General features: G+C 67.3%; 11 protein-coding genes. 9 read left to right on the forward strand and 2 right to left on the reverse strand.

Translation table 11 applies throughout. From position 1 onward, the window contains the following. The first annotated feature begins 65 nt into the window (after nt 1-65). The 9 genes from VGU00_RS13195 to VGU00_RS13235 all read left to right on the forward strand — a co-directional run bounded on the left by VGU00_RS13195 (nt 66) and on the right by VGU00_RS13235 (nt 12933). Nucleotides 66-2279, forward strand: coding sequence for a chondroitinase-B domain-containing protein (locus VGU00_RS13195; protein WP_327469197.1), 2214 nt, complete (start codon nt 66-68; stop codon nt 2277-2279). After that, nucleotides 2276-4438 (forward strand): heparinase II/III domain-containing protein, encoded by a 2163-nt coding sequence (locus VGU00_RS13200; RefSeq protein ID WP_327469199.1) that lies wholly within the window; start codon nt 2276-2278, stop codon nt 4436-4438. The genes VGU00_RS13195 and VGU00_RS13200 overlap by 4 nt, the downstream gene beginning before the upstream one ends. Beyond that, nucleotides 4435-5718, forward strand: coding sequence for an MFS transporter (locus VGU00_RS13205; RefSeq protein ID WP_327469201.1), 1284 nt, complete (start codon nt 4435-4437; stop codon nt 5716-5718). The genes VGU00_RS13200 and VGU00_RS13205 overlap by 4 nt, the downstream gene beginning before the upstream one ends. Nucleotides 5719-5731: 13 nt before the next feature. After that, entirely contained in the window at nt 5732-6484 is a 753-nt protein-coding gene (locus VGU00_RS13210) for an SDR family NAD(P)-dependent oxidoreductase (protein WP_327469203.1), read from the forward strand. Continuing rightward, complete coding sequence (locus tag VGU00_RS13215) at nt 6481-7323, forward strand: rhamnogalacturonan acetylesterase (RefSeq protein ID WP_327469205.1); 843 nt, start codon at nt 6481-6483, stop codon at nt 7321-7323. The genes VGU00_RS13210 and VGU00_RS13215 overlap by 4 nt, the downstream gene beginning before the upstream one ends. Nucleotides 7324-7440: 117 nt before the next feature. Then, complete coding sequence (locus VGU00_RS13220; RefSeq protein WP_327469207.1) at nt 7441-10308, forward strand: TonB-dependent receptor; 2868 nt, start codon at nt 7441-7443, stop codon at nt 10306-10308. Nucleotides 10309-10391: 83 nt separating this feature from the next. Continuing rightward, a complete protein-coding gene (locus tag VGU00_RS13225) occupies nt 10392-11138 on the forward strand; it encodes a FadR/GntR family transcriptional regulator (RefSeq protein WP_327469209.1) in 747 nt (248 codons plus the stop codon). Next, nucleotides 11138-11917, forward strand: a complete 780-nt coding sequence (locus VGU00_RS13230) for a 2-keto-4-pentenoate hydratase (RefSeq protein ID WP_327469211.1) — start codon at nt 11138-11140, stop codon at nt 11915-11917. Before VGU00_RS13225 ends, VGU00_RS13230 begins: the two co-directional genes overlap by 1 nt. Further along, nucleotides 11914-12933, forward strand: coding sequence for a sugar kinase (locus VGU00_RS13235; protein WP_327469213.1), 1020 nt, complete (start codon nt 11914-11916; stop codon nt 12931-12933). Before VGU00_RS13230 ends, VGU00_RS13235 begins: the two co-directional genes overlap by 4 nt. A 39-nt stretch (nt 12934-12972) precedes the next feature. On the opposite strand, the gene VGU00_RS13240 is transcribed toward VGU00_RS13235, so the two are convergent. Further along, on the reverse strand, nt 12973-16260 hold the full coding sequence (locus VGU00_RS13240; protein ID WP_327469215.1) for a CHAT domain-containing tetratricopeptide repeat protein: 3288 nt from the start codon (nt 16258-16260) through the stop codon (nt 12973-12975). A gap of 106 nt (nt 16261-16366) precedes the next feature. Further along, nucleotides 16367-17014 (reverse strand): NUDIX hydrolase, encoded by a 648-nt coding sequence (locus VGU00_RS13245; RefSeq protein WP_327469217.1) that lies wholly within the window; start codon nt 17012-17014, stop codon nt 16367-16369. Nucleotides 17015-17097 lie beyond the last annotated feature (83 nt).

The following is a 17097-nucleotide window of genomic DNA, read 5'->3' on the forward strand; positions in this document are numbered from 1 at the left end:
ACCGGGTTGTTATTGTCCTACCTGTTGTATAGACCAGTGAGCGAGAATCAGAAAATGGGTGAGGCATGGTGCAGATAAGGGCGGTTCTAACGGCAGCTTTGCTGGTCTCGGCGGCGCATCCGGCGCTGGCGCGCGACCTGCTCGTCACCGATCAGGCACAATATGAGGCTGCGGTCAAAAAGGCGCAGCCGGGCGACACCATCGTCCTCGCCGACGGCGAATGGCGCGATTTCCAGATCGTCTTCACCGGCACCGGCACTGCCGCCAAGCCGATCGCGCTGACCGCGCAGACCAAGGGCAAGGTGCTGCTTACCGGCCAGTCGAACCTGCGTATCGGCGGAAAGCATCTGCTCGTCTCGGGCCTCGTCTTCAAAAATGGCGCGAGCCCAACCGATCAGGTCATCAGCTTCCGCCGCGATTCCAAAACGCTCGCAACCGACACCCGCGTGACCGAGGTCGTCATCGACGGCTTCAGCAAGGCCGACCGCCGCGCCGAGGATATCTGGGTCGCGCTCTACGGCACCGGCAACCGCGTCGACCATTCGCATTTCGAGGGCAAAACGAATAGCGGCGTCACGCTCGCGGTGATCCGCCGCGCGGGCGACCCGCTCGATAACCGCCACCGCATCGATCATAATTATTTCGGCCCGCGCCCGCCCTTGGGGTCGAACGGCGGCGAGACGATCCGCATCGGCACCAGCGAGGAATCGCTGTCGGCATCGAACAGCATCGTCGAGCGCAACATTTTCGACCGTACGAGCGGCGAGGTCGAGATCGTCTCGGTCAAGTCGGGCGGCAATATCATCCGCGAAAATCTCGTGCTCGAAGCGCAGGGCGCTTTCGTGCTCCGCCACGGCAACGGCAACCTCGTCGAACGCAATATCTTCCTTGGCAAAGGCGTGCCCGATACGGGCGGCGTACGTGTGATCAACCGCGACCAGATCGTCCGCGGCAATTATTTCGAGGGGCTCGCGGGCAGCTCGTTCAAGAGCGCGATCAGCGTGATGAACGGCGTGCCCAATTCGGTGATCAACCGCTATCATCAGGTCGCGAACGCGCGGATCGAGAATAACAGCATCATCGACAGCGCACGGATCACGCTCGCGGCCGGGGCCGATGCCGAACGCTCGGCGGCGCCCGTCGACAGCAAGTTCGAGCGCAATCTGATCGTCGGCACGAAGGGCGAGGACCCGTTCCGCGCCGAGGGCGAGATCGGCGGCATCGCGCTCGCCGGCAATGTCGAGGCGCGGGTCGCGAAGCCGCTGCTCGGCGTCGGCGTCGAACAGCGCGAAGTGACGCTTGAGCGCGCCGCGAACGGCTTGCTCTATCCGACCGACCCGGCGTTCGCCGCGGTCGGTGCACCGCGCGACCTCAAACCCGTGACGCGCGCCGAGGTCGGCGCCAGCTGGTACCGCGGCGATGCCCCCGAGGCGAGGTTCGGTGCGGGGACGACGCAGGCGCTCGCCGTCGGCGCCTCGCTCGCCGAGGCGGTGACCGATAGCGGGGCCGGCGATACGCTTACGCTCGCAACGGGCACATACGAAGTCGTCGCGCCGCTCGCGCTGCGCCACCGGCTGACGATCGCCGGCGCGAAGGATGCCAAGCCCGTGCTGCGCGTCGCGTCGGGGCTCGCGCGGGTCGAGCGCGGCGGCGGGCTGCGGCTCGAAAATCTGGCGATCGACGCGGGGGCCGCGACGGGGGAGGGCGCGCTGATCGCGGTCGGTCCCGGCGTTGCGCCCAATTACAGCCTGTCATTCGACGGCGTTTCGGTGGCCGGCCCCGGCAAAGGCCGGCTAAACGGAATCACTATGGCGCGCGGCACCTTTGCCGACGATGTGACCATCACGAACAGCAATTTCGCCGGGATGGGCGTCGTCGTCGCCGCGACCGGCGAGCAGGAGCCGAAGGGCTGGTACCCGATGGAGCGGCTGACAATCGCGGGCAGCAATTTCGCGCGCGTCGCGATGGTCGCCGACCTGCTGCGCAAAGGCAGTGACGAAAGCACCTTCGGCCCCTGGTTTTCGATGACCGGTTCGAGCGTCGCCGACAGTGGCGCCGACGGCGCATCGCTACGTATCTCGGGTGCCCAGCACACCGACATCGTGCGGAACAATTTCGCCAAGTCCGACGGCATCCTCGTGATCCATTCGGTCGGCGCGCCCGAAACGCGCATCGCGTCGAACGCCCTCGCTGCGACGCCTGCGCCGCGGATCGAGGAACTCGCATGGAAAGGCCCGCCGCGCGGGCTGGTCGAAAATAATGTGGAGGCGCGCCCGTGACCCGAACGCTTGCATTCCTGCTCGCCGCCGCAACGCTGTCGCCGACCGCAGCGCAGGCGCAAACCCCGCCCGCCGCGTCGCCGCAGGCCTACGCCCCACTCTTCGCCGGCGAGGTCGAGCGCGCGCGGCGCGACGTCGACGCGTCGATCAAGGCCGGCATCAACGTGCCCGTGCCCAAGGATCCCGGCGGCGGCTTCACCCACGAACAGCACAAGCGCAATTACCGCGTCATTTTCGAGGGTGGGCAGCTTTTCCGCCTGACCGGCGACGCGCGCTACCGCGACCATGTCCGCGACATGCTGCTCGCTTATGCCGACCTCTATCCTGGACTCGGGCCGCATCCGGCCAAGGCGAACCAGACCGCGGGCCGCCTCTTCTGGCAGAGCCTCAACGACAGCGTCTTTCTCGTCAATGCCGTGCAGGGCTATGCCGAAATCCGCGGCGCGCTGTCCCCGGCCGACCGCCAGCGCATCGACGACAAGGTGATCCGTCCGATGGCGCATTTCCTGTCGGACGGCTCGCCCGAGGTGATCGACCGCATACACAATCACGCGACATGGGCCGCGGCGGGCGTCGGCCTCTCGGGCTATCTGCTCGGCGACCGCGACCTCGTCGACAAGGCGCTGCTCGGGCTCGACAAGAGCGGCAAGGCGGGCTTCCTGCGCCAGCTCGACCTGCTCTTTTCGCCCGACGGCTATTATGCCGAAGGCCCCTATTATCAGCGCTATGCATTGCAACCCTTCGTCGTCTTCGCGGCGGCGATTGCGGCGAACGATCCGGGCCGCAAGATTTTCGAGTATCGCGGCGGCATCGTGCTGAAGGCGATCCGCACCGCGATCGACGTCACCCACGACGGCACTTTCCTGCCGATCAACGACGCGATGCCCGACAAGAGCCTGCGCACCGAAGAACTCTATCACGCCGTCGCCATCGCCTATGCCGCGACCAGGGACCCGGCCTTCCTGTCGATCGCCGACTGGCAGGGGCGCACCGTGCTGACGCCCGCAGGACAGGCGATGGCCGCCGACCTTGCGGCGGGCAAGGCCAAGCCTTGGCCGTTCGGCTCACGGCTGCTCTCCGACGGCCCCGATGGCAAGGGCGGCGCGCTCGTCCTCCTGCGCACCAAGCCCGATCCGATCGGGCCGCTGCTCGTCGCCAAGAACACCGTGCAGGGCATGGGGCACGGCCATTTCGACCGGCTCGGCTGGCTCTATTATGACGAGACCGGCGCGGTGGTGACCGACTATGGCGCCGCGCGCTTCCTCAACGTCGAGGCGAAGCGCGGCGGGCGCTACCTCCCCGAAAACGACAGCTGGGCGAGCGCGACGATCGCGCACAACACGCTTGTCGTCGACGAGCAAAGCCATTTCGCAGGCGACTGGAAAGCCGGAGAAAAATACGGGACACGCCAGCTCGCCGCATCGCTCGAAGGCCCGACCCGCTACACGATCGGCGAAATCGACAGCGCGTACAAGGATGTGAAAATCCGCCGCGCGCTGCTGCTCGTCGAAGTCGACGGCCTCGCCAATCCTCTCACGCTCGATATCCTCCACGCCGCTGGCAGCGACAGGCATCGCTATGACCTGCCGCTGCACTTTTCCGGGCATATCATCGACAGCGACATCGCGTTCGACCGCAAGATCGCCGAACGCCCGGTGCTGGGCAAGGCGAACGGCTACCAGCATCTGTGGGTCGACGGCGAAGGGACGAAGGCGGGCAAGGCACGGCTGACGTGGATGCAGGGCAGCCGCTTCTACAGCTACCATATGCTGCCGCCCGCAGGCGCGCGCTTCATCGTCGCCGAAAGCGGCGCGAACGATCCCGAGTTCAACCTCCGCCGCGAACCCGCGCTGATCCAGCGCGTCGACGGGGCGGCGGATGCGACTTTCGTCAGCCTGCTCGAACCGCATGGCGCCTATGACGCCTCGGCCGAAACGGTCGTAGCGAGCAGCGCGCGCGTCGCAGGTATCGAGCATCGCCGCGAAAGCGGCGCGGACCTCGTCCTCGTCACTCTCGTCGACGGCCGCCGCATCGCCATCGCGGTCGCCGACGATGTCGCCGCCGATGCGAAGCACAGCCTCGCCGTCGACGGCCGCGCCCTCGCATGGACCGGCCCCGTCGGTCGCCTCGACCTCGCCAAGACCGGAGCGAAGAAATGAGCAATATCAAGGGCCGCTTCCGCTGGGGCGTGATCTCGCTGATCGCGCTCGCCACCGTCATCAATTACATCGACCGCAACGCGCTCGCGGTGATGTGGCCCGAGGTGTCGAAGGAAATCGGCGCCACCAAGGAAGATTACGCGCTGCTGGTGACGATCTTCATGATCTTCTACGCCTTCGGCCAGTCGCTCTTCGGGCGAATCTTCGACGCGATCGGGACAAGGATGGGCTTCACCATCTCGATCGTCGTCTGGTCGCTGTCGATCGCGGCGCATGCACTGGTGCGTTCGATGCCGTTGCTCCTCGTCCTGCGCGCGACGCTGGGGATCAGCGAGGCGGGCAACTGGCCCGGCGCCGCCAAGGCGAACGCGCTCTGGTTCCCCTCGCGCGAACGCGCGCTGGCGCAGGGCATCTTCAACGCCGGCGCTTCGCTCGGCGGCATCGTCTCGGCGCCGCTCATCGCATTGCTCTTCGTCCAGTTCGGCTGGCACGGCACCTTCCTTTTGATCGGTGTGCTCGGCTTCGTCTGGCTTGTCCCCTGGCTCTGGTTCTACAAGGCCGACCCCGAAAAGCACCCGGGGCTGAGCGAGGAAGAGCGCCAATATATCCTGACCGGCCGCACCGAGGCGGGCCGCGACGACAGCCGCCGCGTACCGCTCGGCGAACTGCTGCGCTACCGCCAGAGCTGGGGCGTCATCCTGTCGCGCTTCTTCCTCGATCCCGTGTGGTGGCTCTTCGTCTCGTGGCTGCCGATCTATCTCGCCGAAACCTTCGGCTTCGATGTCAAGCAGATCGGCCTCTTCGCCTGGGTGCCCTTCGTCGGCGCGATGCTCGGCAGCCTGTTCGGCGGCTGGTTCGCAGGAAGGATCATCAGCAAGGGCGGCGGCGTCCACAAGGCGCGCACGCTGACCATCGCGATCGGCTGCGCGATCATGCTGCCCGCGCTGCTCTTCACCATCGGGGCGAGCGATCCGCTGACCGCGGTGCTGCTGATCGCGTGCATCCTCTTCGGGTTCCAGATGGCGATCGGCAATATCCAGACGTTGCCCAGCGACTATTTCGGGGGCGGCGCGGTCGGCAGTCTTGCCGGGATCAGCGGTACCGCCGCGGTCGCGGGCACGCTGATCACCACCTGGCTCGTGCCGGTGCTTACCGAGACGAGCTACGCGCCGATCTTCGCACTCTCCGCGGCGATCGTGCCCATCTCTTTCCTGTGCTTCTGGCTGGTCGGCGGCCGCGTCGCACCGGTCACCGTCAAACCCGCCAACAATCAAGAATAAGGAATAGCATCACATGAACCTTCAGGGGAAAACCGCGCTAGTCACCGGCGGCGGCCGCGACATCGGCCGTTCGGTCTCGATCGCGCTCGCGCGCGCCGGCGTCCGCGTCGCGATCAACTACAACAGCGGTCGCGAAGCCGCCGAGGACACGCTGAAGACGATCAAGGACGCGGGCGGCGACGCCTTCTTGGTGCAGGCCGACGTCACCGACAGCAGCGCGGTGAAGGCGATGCTCGAAGAGGTCGGCATCGCGTTCAGCGGCCGGCTCGACATCCTCGTCAACCTCGCGGGCGGCATGGTCGCGCGCAAGACGCTGAGCGAGATGGACGAAGCTTTCTTCGACCATGTCATGACGCTCAACCTCAAGTCGGCTTTCCTCGTGTTGCAGGCATCGCTGCCCTTCCTCGGCGAAGGCTCGGCGGTCGTGAACGTCTCGTCGCTTGCCGGCCGCGACGGTGGCGGCCCCGGCGCGTCGGTCTATGCGACCGCAAAGGGCGCGCTGATGACCTATACGCGCTCGATGGCGAAGGAACTCGGGCCGCAGGGCATCCGCGTCAACGCGGTCTGCCCCGGACTGATCGGCACCAGCTTCCACGATATCTTCTCGAAGCCCGAGGGCCGCGCCGCGACGGCGAACAACACGCCGCTCCGCCGCGAAGGCCATCCCGACGAGGTTGCCGACACGATCGTCTATCTCGCCTCGCCCGCGGCGAGCTTCCTCGCGGGCGTCTGCCTCGACATCAACGGCGGGCTGGCTTTCTCATGATCCGGCTGCTCGCCACCGCCGCGGCGGCCGCCCTGCTCGCGAGCGGGGCGCAGGCGCAGACGCGCGAGCGGACCGACGCGCCGCCGCTCGAGCCGTACAAGATCATCCTCGTCGGCGATTCGACGATGGCGCCGCACAGCGGCTGGGGCGGGGCGTTCTGCGCGCGCCACGTCAAATCGTCGGTCGCGTGCGTCAACGCCGGGCGCGGCGGCCGCAGCACGCGCAGCTATCGGCAGGAGGGCGGCTGGGACATCGCGCTCGCCGAGGCGAAGGTGCCGGGATATCGCGGCACCTGGGTCCTCATCCAGTTCGCGCACAACGACCAGTCCTCGAAGTCCGAGCGCTGGACCGACGAGACGACCGAATTTCCCGCCAACCTCCGCCGCTTCGTCGAAGAGGTGCGGGCGGCGGGGGCGACCCCGGTGCTCGTGACGCCGCTGACGCGCCGCGAGTTCAAGGACGGCAAGCTGAAGAACACGCTCGCGAGCTGGTCCGATCAGGTGCGCGCCGTAGCCAAGGCGATGGACGTGCCGCTCGTCGACCTCAACGCGCTGAGCGCACGCCAGGCGCAGGAGATGGGCGCCGAGACGGCGACCAAGCTCGCGCAGGAACCGCCGACGGCCGAAGAGCTCGCCGCCGCGCAAGCCGGAACGACGCTGACCGCGCGCCCGGCGCCGCCTCCGCCGCCGCCGATCGCCGGCGACGGCGCGCGCGGGCAGGTGACGCGCAAGTTCGACTATACCCACCTCGGCGACGTCGGCGCCGAGTTGACCGCGAAACTGGTGACACAGGCGCTCGCCCGCGCCGTGCCGGGGCTGCGGAGTCAGCTGGTTCGCTGACGAAAAGGATGTATGGCAATTTGGACTAACCAATTTGCCATACACAATTGTTGACAAATTGGCCGCCATGCTTGAGAGCATTGGTCAGAACAGAATCGACTTCAAGGGAGAGATCAGGTGAATTCTCGCAATCCGATCCGCGCGCGCAGCTTGCGCGCCGCGTTGCTGGCTGGTGCCGGTTCGACGCTGCTCGTCGCTGCAGTGCCGGCGATGGCGCAGGACACGCCGCCCGAGGCGGCCGGCGAAGAAGATGCGATCATCGTCACGGGTATCCGCGAGACGATCCAGAATTCGATCAACACCAAACGCGCCGAAACCGCGATCGTCGACGCTTTGTCGTCGGACGACATCGGCGACATTCCGGCGATCTCGGTCGGGCAGGCGATCCAGACGATCACCGGCGCGACGACGCACCGCGAAAAGGGCGACGCCTCCGAAATCGCGCTGCGCGGGCTTGGGCCCTTCCTGTCGAACGCGACTTTCAACGGCCGCGACGCGACGAACGGCAGCGGCGACCGCTCGGTGAACTTCAACCAGTTCCCTTCCGAACTCGTCAACAACATCAAGATCTACAAGACGCAGCAGGCGAGCCTCGTCGAAGGCGGCGTCGCGGGAACGATCGAGATCGGCACGCTGCGCCCGCTCGATTTCGGCAAGCGCCGCCTCCAGGGCGAGATCAAGGCGCAGTATAACCCCTATGGCGACCGCGTCGTCGGTACCGGCGGCGGCGTCGGCTGGCGCGGGACCTTGAGCTATGTCGACCAGTTCGCGAACGACACGATCGGCATCTCGCTCGGCTTCCAGCGCAACGACACGAACAATCCCGAGGAAACCTACGCGGCGAGCTCGACCTGGACCGCATGCCGTGCCGACATCACCGTCACCAACAACAATTGCACCGAACTCGCTCGCGAAGACTATGGGTCGGACATTCCCTATTATCTGGTACCCAACAGCCATATCTTTCGTCAGATCAGCGAGACCGACAAGCGCGACGCGGCGTTCGGCGCGATCCAGTGGCGCCCGTCGGACCGGTTCAACATCAACCTCGACGTCCAATATTCGGACCGCACCTTCGTCGAAAGCCGCCGCGACCTGACCTTGTCGGAGGCGCGACGCAGCCTGACCAATGTCGAATATGACGAAAATGGAGTCATCCGCCACCTCGAGGGACAGAGCTCGCTCGAATCGAATGGCTCCGAACTGTCGCGGTCGGAGGAATATCTCGGCGGCGGCTTGTCGGTCGAATGGCAGCCGAACGACCGGCTGACGCTGACCGTCGACGGCAGCTATTCGCGGACGATCCGCAAGGAAATCGAACGCAACTTCCGCCTGCGCACCGACCCGATGGACGTCAATGGCGTGCGTACGGTGTTCAACAACATGCGCATTCCCTACACCTACGACCTCGCGCCGGGCAGCTTTGTCCCGACGATCACGATCGACCCGCGCTTCGACCTCAACAACCACGACCTCTTCTGGGACGATGCGCGCTTCCGCCGCGACGAGAGCAAGCGCCGCAACGAGATCATCGCGGGGCGTTTCGATGCCGCATATGAGATGGACGGCTTCTTCAGCCGGATTTCGGCGGGTGCGCGCTGGTCGGAACTCACCTTTCGCGACTATGACCTGCGCAACGGCGACTTCAACCTGAACCCGGCGATCGCCGAGGATCGCCGTATCAACAATCTCTGCCGCACGGCCTTTCCGCAGACCGATTATCTGTCTGCGGCCAAGGGCAACAGCATCCACAGCTGGGCGACCTTCGACGTCGACTGCCTGTTCGATGCCTATCTGGGCACCGTCGACCCGGGGCTGCCCGACGAACGGCGCGCGGCCGCCAATCGCGACGTGACCGAACGCACGCTGGCGGCTTATGTGATGGCCGAATATGATGCCGATCTGGGCAACATGCCCGTCCGCGGCAATTTCGGCGTCCGCGTCGTCAAGACCGACGTCACATCGAACGGACTGCGTAGCGACCTCGTTCTCGTCCCGGACCCCGCCGACCCCGGCCGGTTCACGCTCGAGGAGACCGGCGATTTCCAGGCGGTGCGGATCAAGAGCAGCAGCACGCGCATCTTGCCGAGCATCAACGCGATCTTCGAGGTCGCGCCCGACACGCTGGTACGCCTTGCGGGCTATCGCGCGATGTCGCGCCCCAACCCCAGCGCGCTCGGCGCCGGGCGTACCTTCACGCTCGGCGACGGTGACGAAGGCGGCTTCACTTCGATCGAAGAAGCCATCGACAATGTCCGCGCCAACGGCAGCCCGCGGCTCAAGCCTTTGATGTCGTGGAACGCCGATGCGGCGATCGAATGGTACCCGAACAAGGACAGCCTCCTGTCGGCGACCGTCTATTACAAGCAGTTCAACGGCGGCTTCCAGCCGGTGGTCTATAACGAGGATTTCACGATCAACGGCGAAACGGTCAACGTCCCGGTGACGCAGACGCGCAACAGCCCCGACAAGTCGCGCATCTATGGCCTCGAACTCACCGCCGCGACGCGTTTCAGCTTCCTGCCCAAACCGCTCGACGGCCTCGGCGCAAAGGTCAGCTACAATTACGCCAATTCGAACTTCAAAAATCAGGACATCAACCTTGGCGACCAATATGATCCGGAAACCGACACCGTCTCGCCGGGGCTGATCGCGGCGGCGGGCCTGTCGGGCTATTCGAAGCATGTGCTGTCGGCGCAGGCCTATTATGAAATCGGGCCCGTCTCGCTGCAGGCGATCTATAATTACCGCTCGAAATATTATCAGGACTTTGTCGGCGGGAACAGCCAGCTGCGCTATGTCGGCCCCAGCGAAACCGTCGATTTCCGGGCATCGCTCGACCTGATGAAGGGCGTGTCGCTGCGCTTCGAGGCGCTCAACATCTTCAACGAACCAAAGGCGACCTATATGCCGGTCTATGGCAGCAGCCGTCAGTATCATTATTATGGCGCGAAATATTTCATCGGCATCCGGGCGCGAATTTAGAAACTAACTTCGGTCATGGGCTTCAAACTTGTCATACCGGATTGTATGGACTTCCTGACGCCGATGCGGGGAGAAGATTGACCATGGCCGAACGCCGCCTTTTCGAAGATGTCGCCGATACGATCCGGCGCCTGATTCTCGACGGGACCTTCCCGCCCGGAACGCGGCTGCCCGGCGAGCGCGAGCTGTCCGAGCGGTTCGAGGTGAGCCGGGTGACGATCCGCGAGGCGGAGATCGCGCTGCAGGCGACGGGATGGATCCATATCCGCACCGGCGCGGGCGCTTATGTCGAGGCGATCCTGCCCGGCGACAATGCCGTCCTGCCCAAGGTCAGCGCCTTCGAACTCACCGAGGCGCGTTCGCTGTTCGAAGCCGAAGCGGCGGCGCTCGCCGCGCCGACCATCTCGGGCGAGACGCTCGAAAAGCTCGACGAATTGCTCGAAGCGATGGCCGACGACAACAAGAGCGAGGAAGAGATCAGCGCGATCGACCGCGAGTTTCACATGACGATCGCCGCCGCGTCGAGCAACAAGGCGATCATCCATGTGATCGAAAGCCTGTGGCGGATGCGTATGGAACTGCCCGAGGTGCGGAGCAGCCATTCGCTCGTTTGCCGCAAGGACGGATCGGCGCGCCAGGCCGAACATGCCGACGTCGTCGCGGCGCTGCGCAACCGCGATGCGACCGGCGCCCGGCTCGCGATGCGGCGCCACTTCAACCGGCTGCTCGAGTCGATGCTCGACGAAACCGAGGAGCGCGCGATGGTCGAACTGCGCCGCCAGTCGGCCGAAAGCCGCCAGCGCTATTTGCTGAGCGCCAAGCTCGCCTGATGCCGCATGGGCCCGATCCGGCCGCGGCGCTCCTCGCCGCGCGGCTCTCGGGCCAGGCGCTCCCCGCCTTTCCGGCGCCGGTCCCCGCGACGCTGGCGGATGCCTATGATATCCAGCAGCGGCTTACCGCGGCGCTCGGTGCGCCCGTACGCGGCTGGAAGGTCGGGCGTATCCCGCCGGCCCTGATCGAAACGCTCGGCGCCGAACGCGTCGCGGGCCCGGTGCTGCGTATCGCCGAACTCGGCGACGCCATGGGCGAGGCGCGGGTCTTCGACGGCGGCGCGGGGGCGATCGAGGCCGAGGTGATGCTCCGTCTCCGCGCGGTCCCCGACGCCGACGTGAACGGCAGCGACGACGGTGCCGCATGGATCGACGATATCCGCGCGGGCTTCGAGGTCGCGAGTTCGCCCGCGCCCGACGTTCACGCCCATGCCCCGTTCGGCATCGTCGCCGACATCGGCATCAACAACGGCCTGCTGCTCGGGCCGTCGCTCGACCGTGCCGATTTCGCGGAGTTGGCGGTCGAAACGCGGGTCGCGGGCGAGTTGGTCGGCACCGGTCGCGCGATCGACGTCCTCGACGGCCCGTGGGGGTCGCTGAACTTCCTCCTTGGCCTGCACCGCCGCGGTGTCATCACGCTTGCCCCCGGCCAGTGGATTTCGGCCGGCGCGATCACCGGCGTCCATCCGATCGCTATCGGCCAGCACGCGGAGGCGCGCTTCGGTGCCGCCGCGCGGATCGCCTGCACGGCTGTTACGGAGACCGGATTCCAGTCATGACTGCACCCGACGGCACCATCGCCTGTTTCGGCGAGATCGTTATGCGCGTCTCGGTCCCGCACGGCGAGCTCCCGCTGCAATCGGCGCGTTTCGACGCTTGTGTCGGCGGCGCCGAGGCCAATGTCGCGGTCGCGCTCGCCGCGCTCGGCCGCGCCACTTCGATGATCAGCGCCGTCCCCGGCGGGCCGATCGGCGATGGCGTTCTCGGCGAACTGCGCCGGCATGGCGTCGATGTCGCACCGGTCCTTCGCCCGGCGGGCCGGATGGGGCTCTATTATCACCTGCCCGGCGGAGCGATGCGCCCCGCCGAGGTGATTTACGACCGCGCGGGATCGGCCTTTGCCGAAGCGGCGCCCGAAGACTGGAACTGGGACGCGCTCCTCGACGGCGCCGGCTGGCTGCATTTGTCGGGCGTCACTCCCGCGCTCGGCCCGCGCAGCGCGGCCGCCGCGCTGGAGGCAGCGACGCGCGCCCGCGCGGCGGGGATCGGCGTGTCGTTCGACGGCAATTGGCGCGGGCGCCTGTGGGAACGCTGGCAGCCCGATCCGGCCGCCATATTGAAACCGATCATCGCCCAGGCGACGCTGCTGTTCGGCAATCACCGCGATGCGGCGCTGCTGCTCGGCCGCGATTTTTCGGGCGACGGCGCGGAACGCCGTCGCGATGCGGCGCTCGCCTTGCTCGAAGCCTTTCCCGCGCTCGAATATGTCGCGTCGACGGCGCGCGATATCGTCAGCCCCGATACGCACCGCCTGACCGCGCGTATCGATACAAGGGCGGAGGGCGGCGCGGGGGAGCCGGCGATCATCACGCCGGTCGTCGACCGCATCGGCACCGGCGACGCCTTTGCCGCGGGCGTTTTGGACGGGCTGTGGCAGGGCAGGGATCTGGTCGGCGCCGCGACGAACGGCCTTGCACTGGCGGGGCTCAAACATGGACTGCGGGGGGATTTTGCGCCGCTGTCCCGCGCCGCGCTCGACGGCGCGTCCGCCGGTGCCCGGGATGTCGCGCGCTGAAAAGGCCGCGCCAACGCAAAGTCAGCCCTTTGCCGGCCGTCAGTTGCTGGTGGCGATCAGTGTGAAGGGCGCCCAGGCGGCAGGATGCGCCCAGTCGCTCGTCCAGCCTTCGATCGCCGATCCGTCGTCGCGTTTGCCGGTCCGGATGGCGCGCATCGCGGATTGAAGGGCGGCGGCTTTGCCCGCGGCCGGATGCTGCCGGGCATGGAGGAGCGTTTCCACGGTCAGCGCGGCGGTGACCTTGTCGCCGACGCGCCAGCGGCTCGCCAGCAGCGCGTCGGCCCCGGCATAGAGGAAAGCACGCGCGAGCCCCGACAAGGCGTCGCCGCCGCCGGGCCCCTCGGTGGTGCCGGTATTGCACGCCGACAGGATGACCCACTCGGCCGACAGGTCGAGCCCGGCGGCTTCGGCGGCGGTCAATATGCCGTCGTCGGCCGGCGTCGCGCGCCCGGGCGGGGTAAAGATCAGTCCCGGTTGGGCAAAGCCCTCGATCTCACCGGGCAGGATGCCGTGTGTCGCGAAAGCGACGATCCGCGCGTCGCGCAGTCGGTCGTTGCTACGCACCGCCGCCTCCGTCGCCGCCGCGCCCAGGTGGATGGCGCTGGGCTCGGCGCCGAGTATGCGCGCCATCGCGTTGAGTTCGACCTCGGTCCCCGGCAGCGAGCGGAGCGCGCGCAGTCGCGCGGGATCGGCGAGTTCCGTGCCGGACTTGCCCGCGTGCGGCGCCAGGCCCCCCGTAACCGCGCGCCCGCTTCCAGCCTCGGCGAGCACAGGCGCGCCGTAACCGATGAAGGGGCGCGAGCCGGGCTTCGCCGGTTGCGGCGCGCCGGCGCGCAGCGCTTCGACCGAGGGCAGGTTGACGATCGCGAACCGGTCGCCGAGCCATGGCGACGCGGCGAGCGCGGCGTCGCTGTCCTCGCCCTGCGGTTCGGCGGTGATAAACGCTGCGAACGGCAGGTCGGCGAGCGGACCCGACGTCGTGACATAGAGCGTCTTCACATCCTTGAGCAACGCCTCATGCGGCTGGACGAGGAAGCGGTAGAGGTCCCAGGCATAGCGGCGCTCGAACAGCGGCGAGGCGGTCCAGATGCCCGAACAGGTCTGCGGATCGACCTCGCAGCGGAACGCCTCGATCGTACCGCGCAGAAAGGCCTGCAGCCGCGGCACCGCATTCCAGCTCGCGCCGTCGGGGGTGACGACGAAGGTGAAATCATACAGCTCGCCCTCGGTCACAAGGAGCAGCGCTTCACCCGGCCGCAGCCGGCGGCGCACCTCCGCCTCGCTCAGCGATTGCGGGACCGCGAGGCGTGCATAGTCGGGATGGGCGTCGCGGAGCTGCGCTTCGACGGCGGCAAGGTCACGGCCGAGCATGGCGATCCGGTCCTTCATGCCCGCCGCGTCGTCGGGCGCGCCGATCATCATGGTGCCGAGCCGCCGGTTGAGGCCGCGGATTTCGAGGGCGAGGTCCTGCTGGCGCCGGACCAGCCGCGCGAGCGGCGTATCGCCGAGCGCCTCGCGCGCGACGATGCCGGCGAGCGAACGCGTGGCGGCGCTCGACGTCGAATCCTGTGCGATGCGAAAGGATTCGGCGCGCAAAGCCTCTTCCTCGCTGCGGACGGTGGTTGCGTGGCTCGCATTGAGGGTGAGGGCGAGGGCGAAGACGCCGGCGCCGGGGCCGTCGGACCAATCGTCGTTGCTGATCGCGGCGGCGACGGCGCGCTCGCCCGCATTGGTTCCGGACACATCGGTCGCCGACAGCACCCGCGTCCGCTCGTCGCGCGCGCGGTCGACCGCCCCGCGCATCAGCTCGACATATTCGTCCGATTCGGGCGCCGTTCGCGCGAGCGAGCGGGCGAGTGCCATCGACGCGATCGCGACATAGGGGTGGCCGGGATCGAGCGTATCGGTGGCGAGCGTCAGCGCGCGGCGCTGATAATCGATCGCGGCATCGACCTTGCCCTGCTTCGACAGGATATCGCCCATCCGCCCGAGGTCGGCGATTGCTTCCTCGCGATTGCGTTCGGGCAGGGCCGACCGCAGCGCGATGACGCGTGTTTGCAGCGCGCCCGCCTCGTCATATTTTCCGCCCTTGATGAGCAGGCCGACGAGATTACCGAGCGACCGGAGCGTATCGGGATTGCCCGGCCCGAGCTCGCGTTCGCGGATCGCAATCGCCTGACGCAGCCGGACTTCGGCCTCGAGCGCCTTGTCCTGCCGGTCGAGATTGTTCGACAGCAGCGCGAGCGTGCGCGCGGTTTCAAGGCTGCCGCGCCCTTTCGCGCGGACGAGCAGGTCGAGATTGCGGCGATAGATCGCCTCGGCGCCTTCGACGTCGCCCATCTCCTCGCGGTTCAGCGCGAAGCCATTATATTCCTCGACCACGAACGCATCGTCGTCGCCGAACGCCGCTTTGGCATGGTCGATTGCCTTCTGCATCGCGGTCGATGCTTCGGGGCGGCGGCGCTGCCCGGCGAGGATCTCGCCCAATGTGCCCCAAGCCGCCGATAGCGAGCGCGTCTCGCCGTCCAGCGGCTCGACCAGCTCGATCGCGCGGCGGGCGTGGGTTTCGGCGGCGGCATATTGGCCGCGGGCGGACAGCACCAGCGCGAGGCGCCGCAACGCCGCGGACAACGCCTTGGGGTCGCGGCGGCGCTCGCGGATGGCGACCGCCTCGCGCATCAGCGTTTCGGCGGTGTCGGCGCGCCCCGTCAGGTACAGGATGTTGGCGAGCAATTCCTTGTCCGTCGCCGCCGCGGCCGAGCGGGCGTCCGACCGCTGCCGGGCCATCCGCGCGCGAACCGCGGTCTCCGCCCGGGCGAACCGGCCGCGATCGATCAGCCGGCGGACATCCTCGTCGCTTTCCGCCGGCGCCGCGTCGTCGGCTTGGCCGGACAGCGCCGCACCGGGCAGCGCGCGCGCCTCGTCGGCGCGGCGGAGCATCGTCGCAAGCTGGTAGAGCGATGCGCGCGTATCTCCATGGTCGCGCCCGAGCGTCCGCGCCTGTATCGCATAAGCCTCTTCGGCGATCGTGGCGGCTTCGTCGATCTCGCCTTGCCGCGCGAGGTAGAGCGAGAGGAGGTAGAGTTCGCCCGCGGTTTCCGGGCTGTCGGGCGCGGTCGCTTCGGCGACCGCCGCGACCTTGCGGCGCTGCGCCGCGGTGCGCTCGCGATAGGCCGACATCGCCGCTTCGGCCTCGGCAGATTTCCGGGCGTCCATCGCGCTGTCGGCCGCTGGCGCCTTTTGTCCATCCTGCGCCCGCAACGGTCCCGCCTGCGCCAGGATCGCGATGCAGGACAGCCAGCAAAGGCAATGGAAGACGCGGCGCACGCAATTCCCCGATTTGACCGCCCGTGCAAAGCAAGCGGCTTGTCGGGCTGGAACAGTCCGGCGCCAAATTGGTTCCCGGCGGGGGCGATGGCAGAATCCGCCACGTTTACCGGACCCTGTATAGCTCTGCGGGGCGAAAGGCGCCGCCTTCCTCGCGCTCGCCGGTGCCTTCGATCCAGCCCGCATCGAGCATCCGGCGGCGAAAGGCGGGCTTGTTGAGCGGGCTGCCGAGGATCGCCTCGTGAACCTGTTGCAGTGCGCGCAAAGTGAAGCGCGATGGCAAGAGCGCAAAGGCGATCGGCGCATAATCGAGCTTGCCGCGCAGGCGCGCGGCGGCGTGATCGACGATGCTGCGGTGGTCGAAGGCGAGCCCGGGCAGTGCGTCCAGCGGCGCCAGCGTCAGGTCGGCGCGACCGGCGAGCGCATCGCGCAACCGGTGCTCGGGCAACAGCGCGAAATAGGCGATGGTAACGACGCGCATTCGCGGATCGCGAGCCGGATCGCCAAAGCTGTAGAGCTGTTCGAGCCAGCCTCCGGTCATCCCGGCTTTGTCGGCAAGGATGCGCTGCGCCGCATCGTCGAGGCTTTCAGCCGCGCCGACGAAACCGCCGGGGAGCGCCCAGTCGCCCTTGTGCGGATCCTCACTGCGGCGCTGCAGCAGGACCGCCAGATGGCCATCCTGTACCGTCATCAACACAAGGTCGACCGTCACCGCGAGGGGCGGGAAGGCCGCGGGATCATAGGGTTCGGACATGGCGCGTACTTATATCTTGACTAGATATATGTCAAATGAATATAAGATGGTCAGCGACACCGAGTCGGGGTCGCCTTCATCCC

The organism is Sphingopyxis sp. (assembly GCF_035944815.1).
Lineage (GTDB): Bacteria > Pseudomonadota > Alphaproteobacteria > Sphingomonadales > Sphingomonadaceae > Sphingopyxis.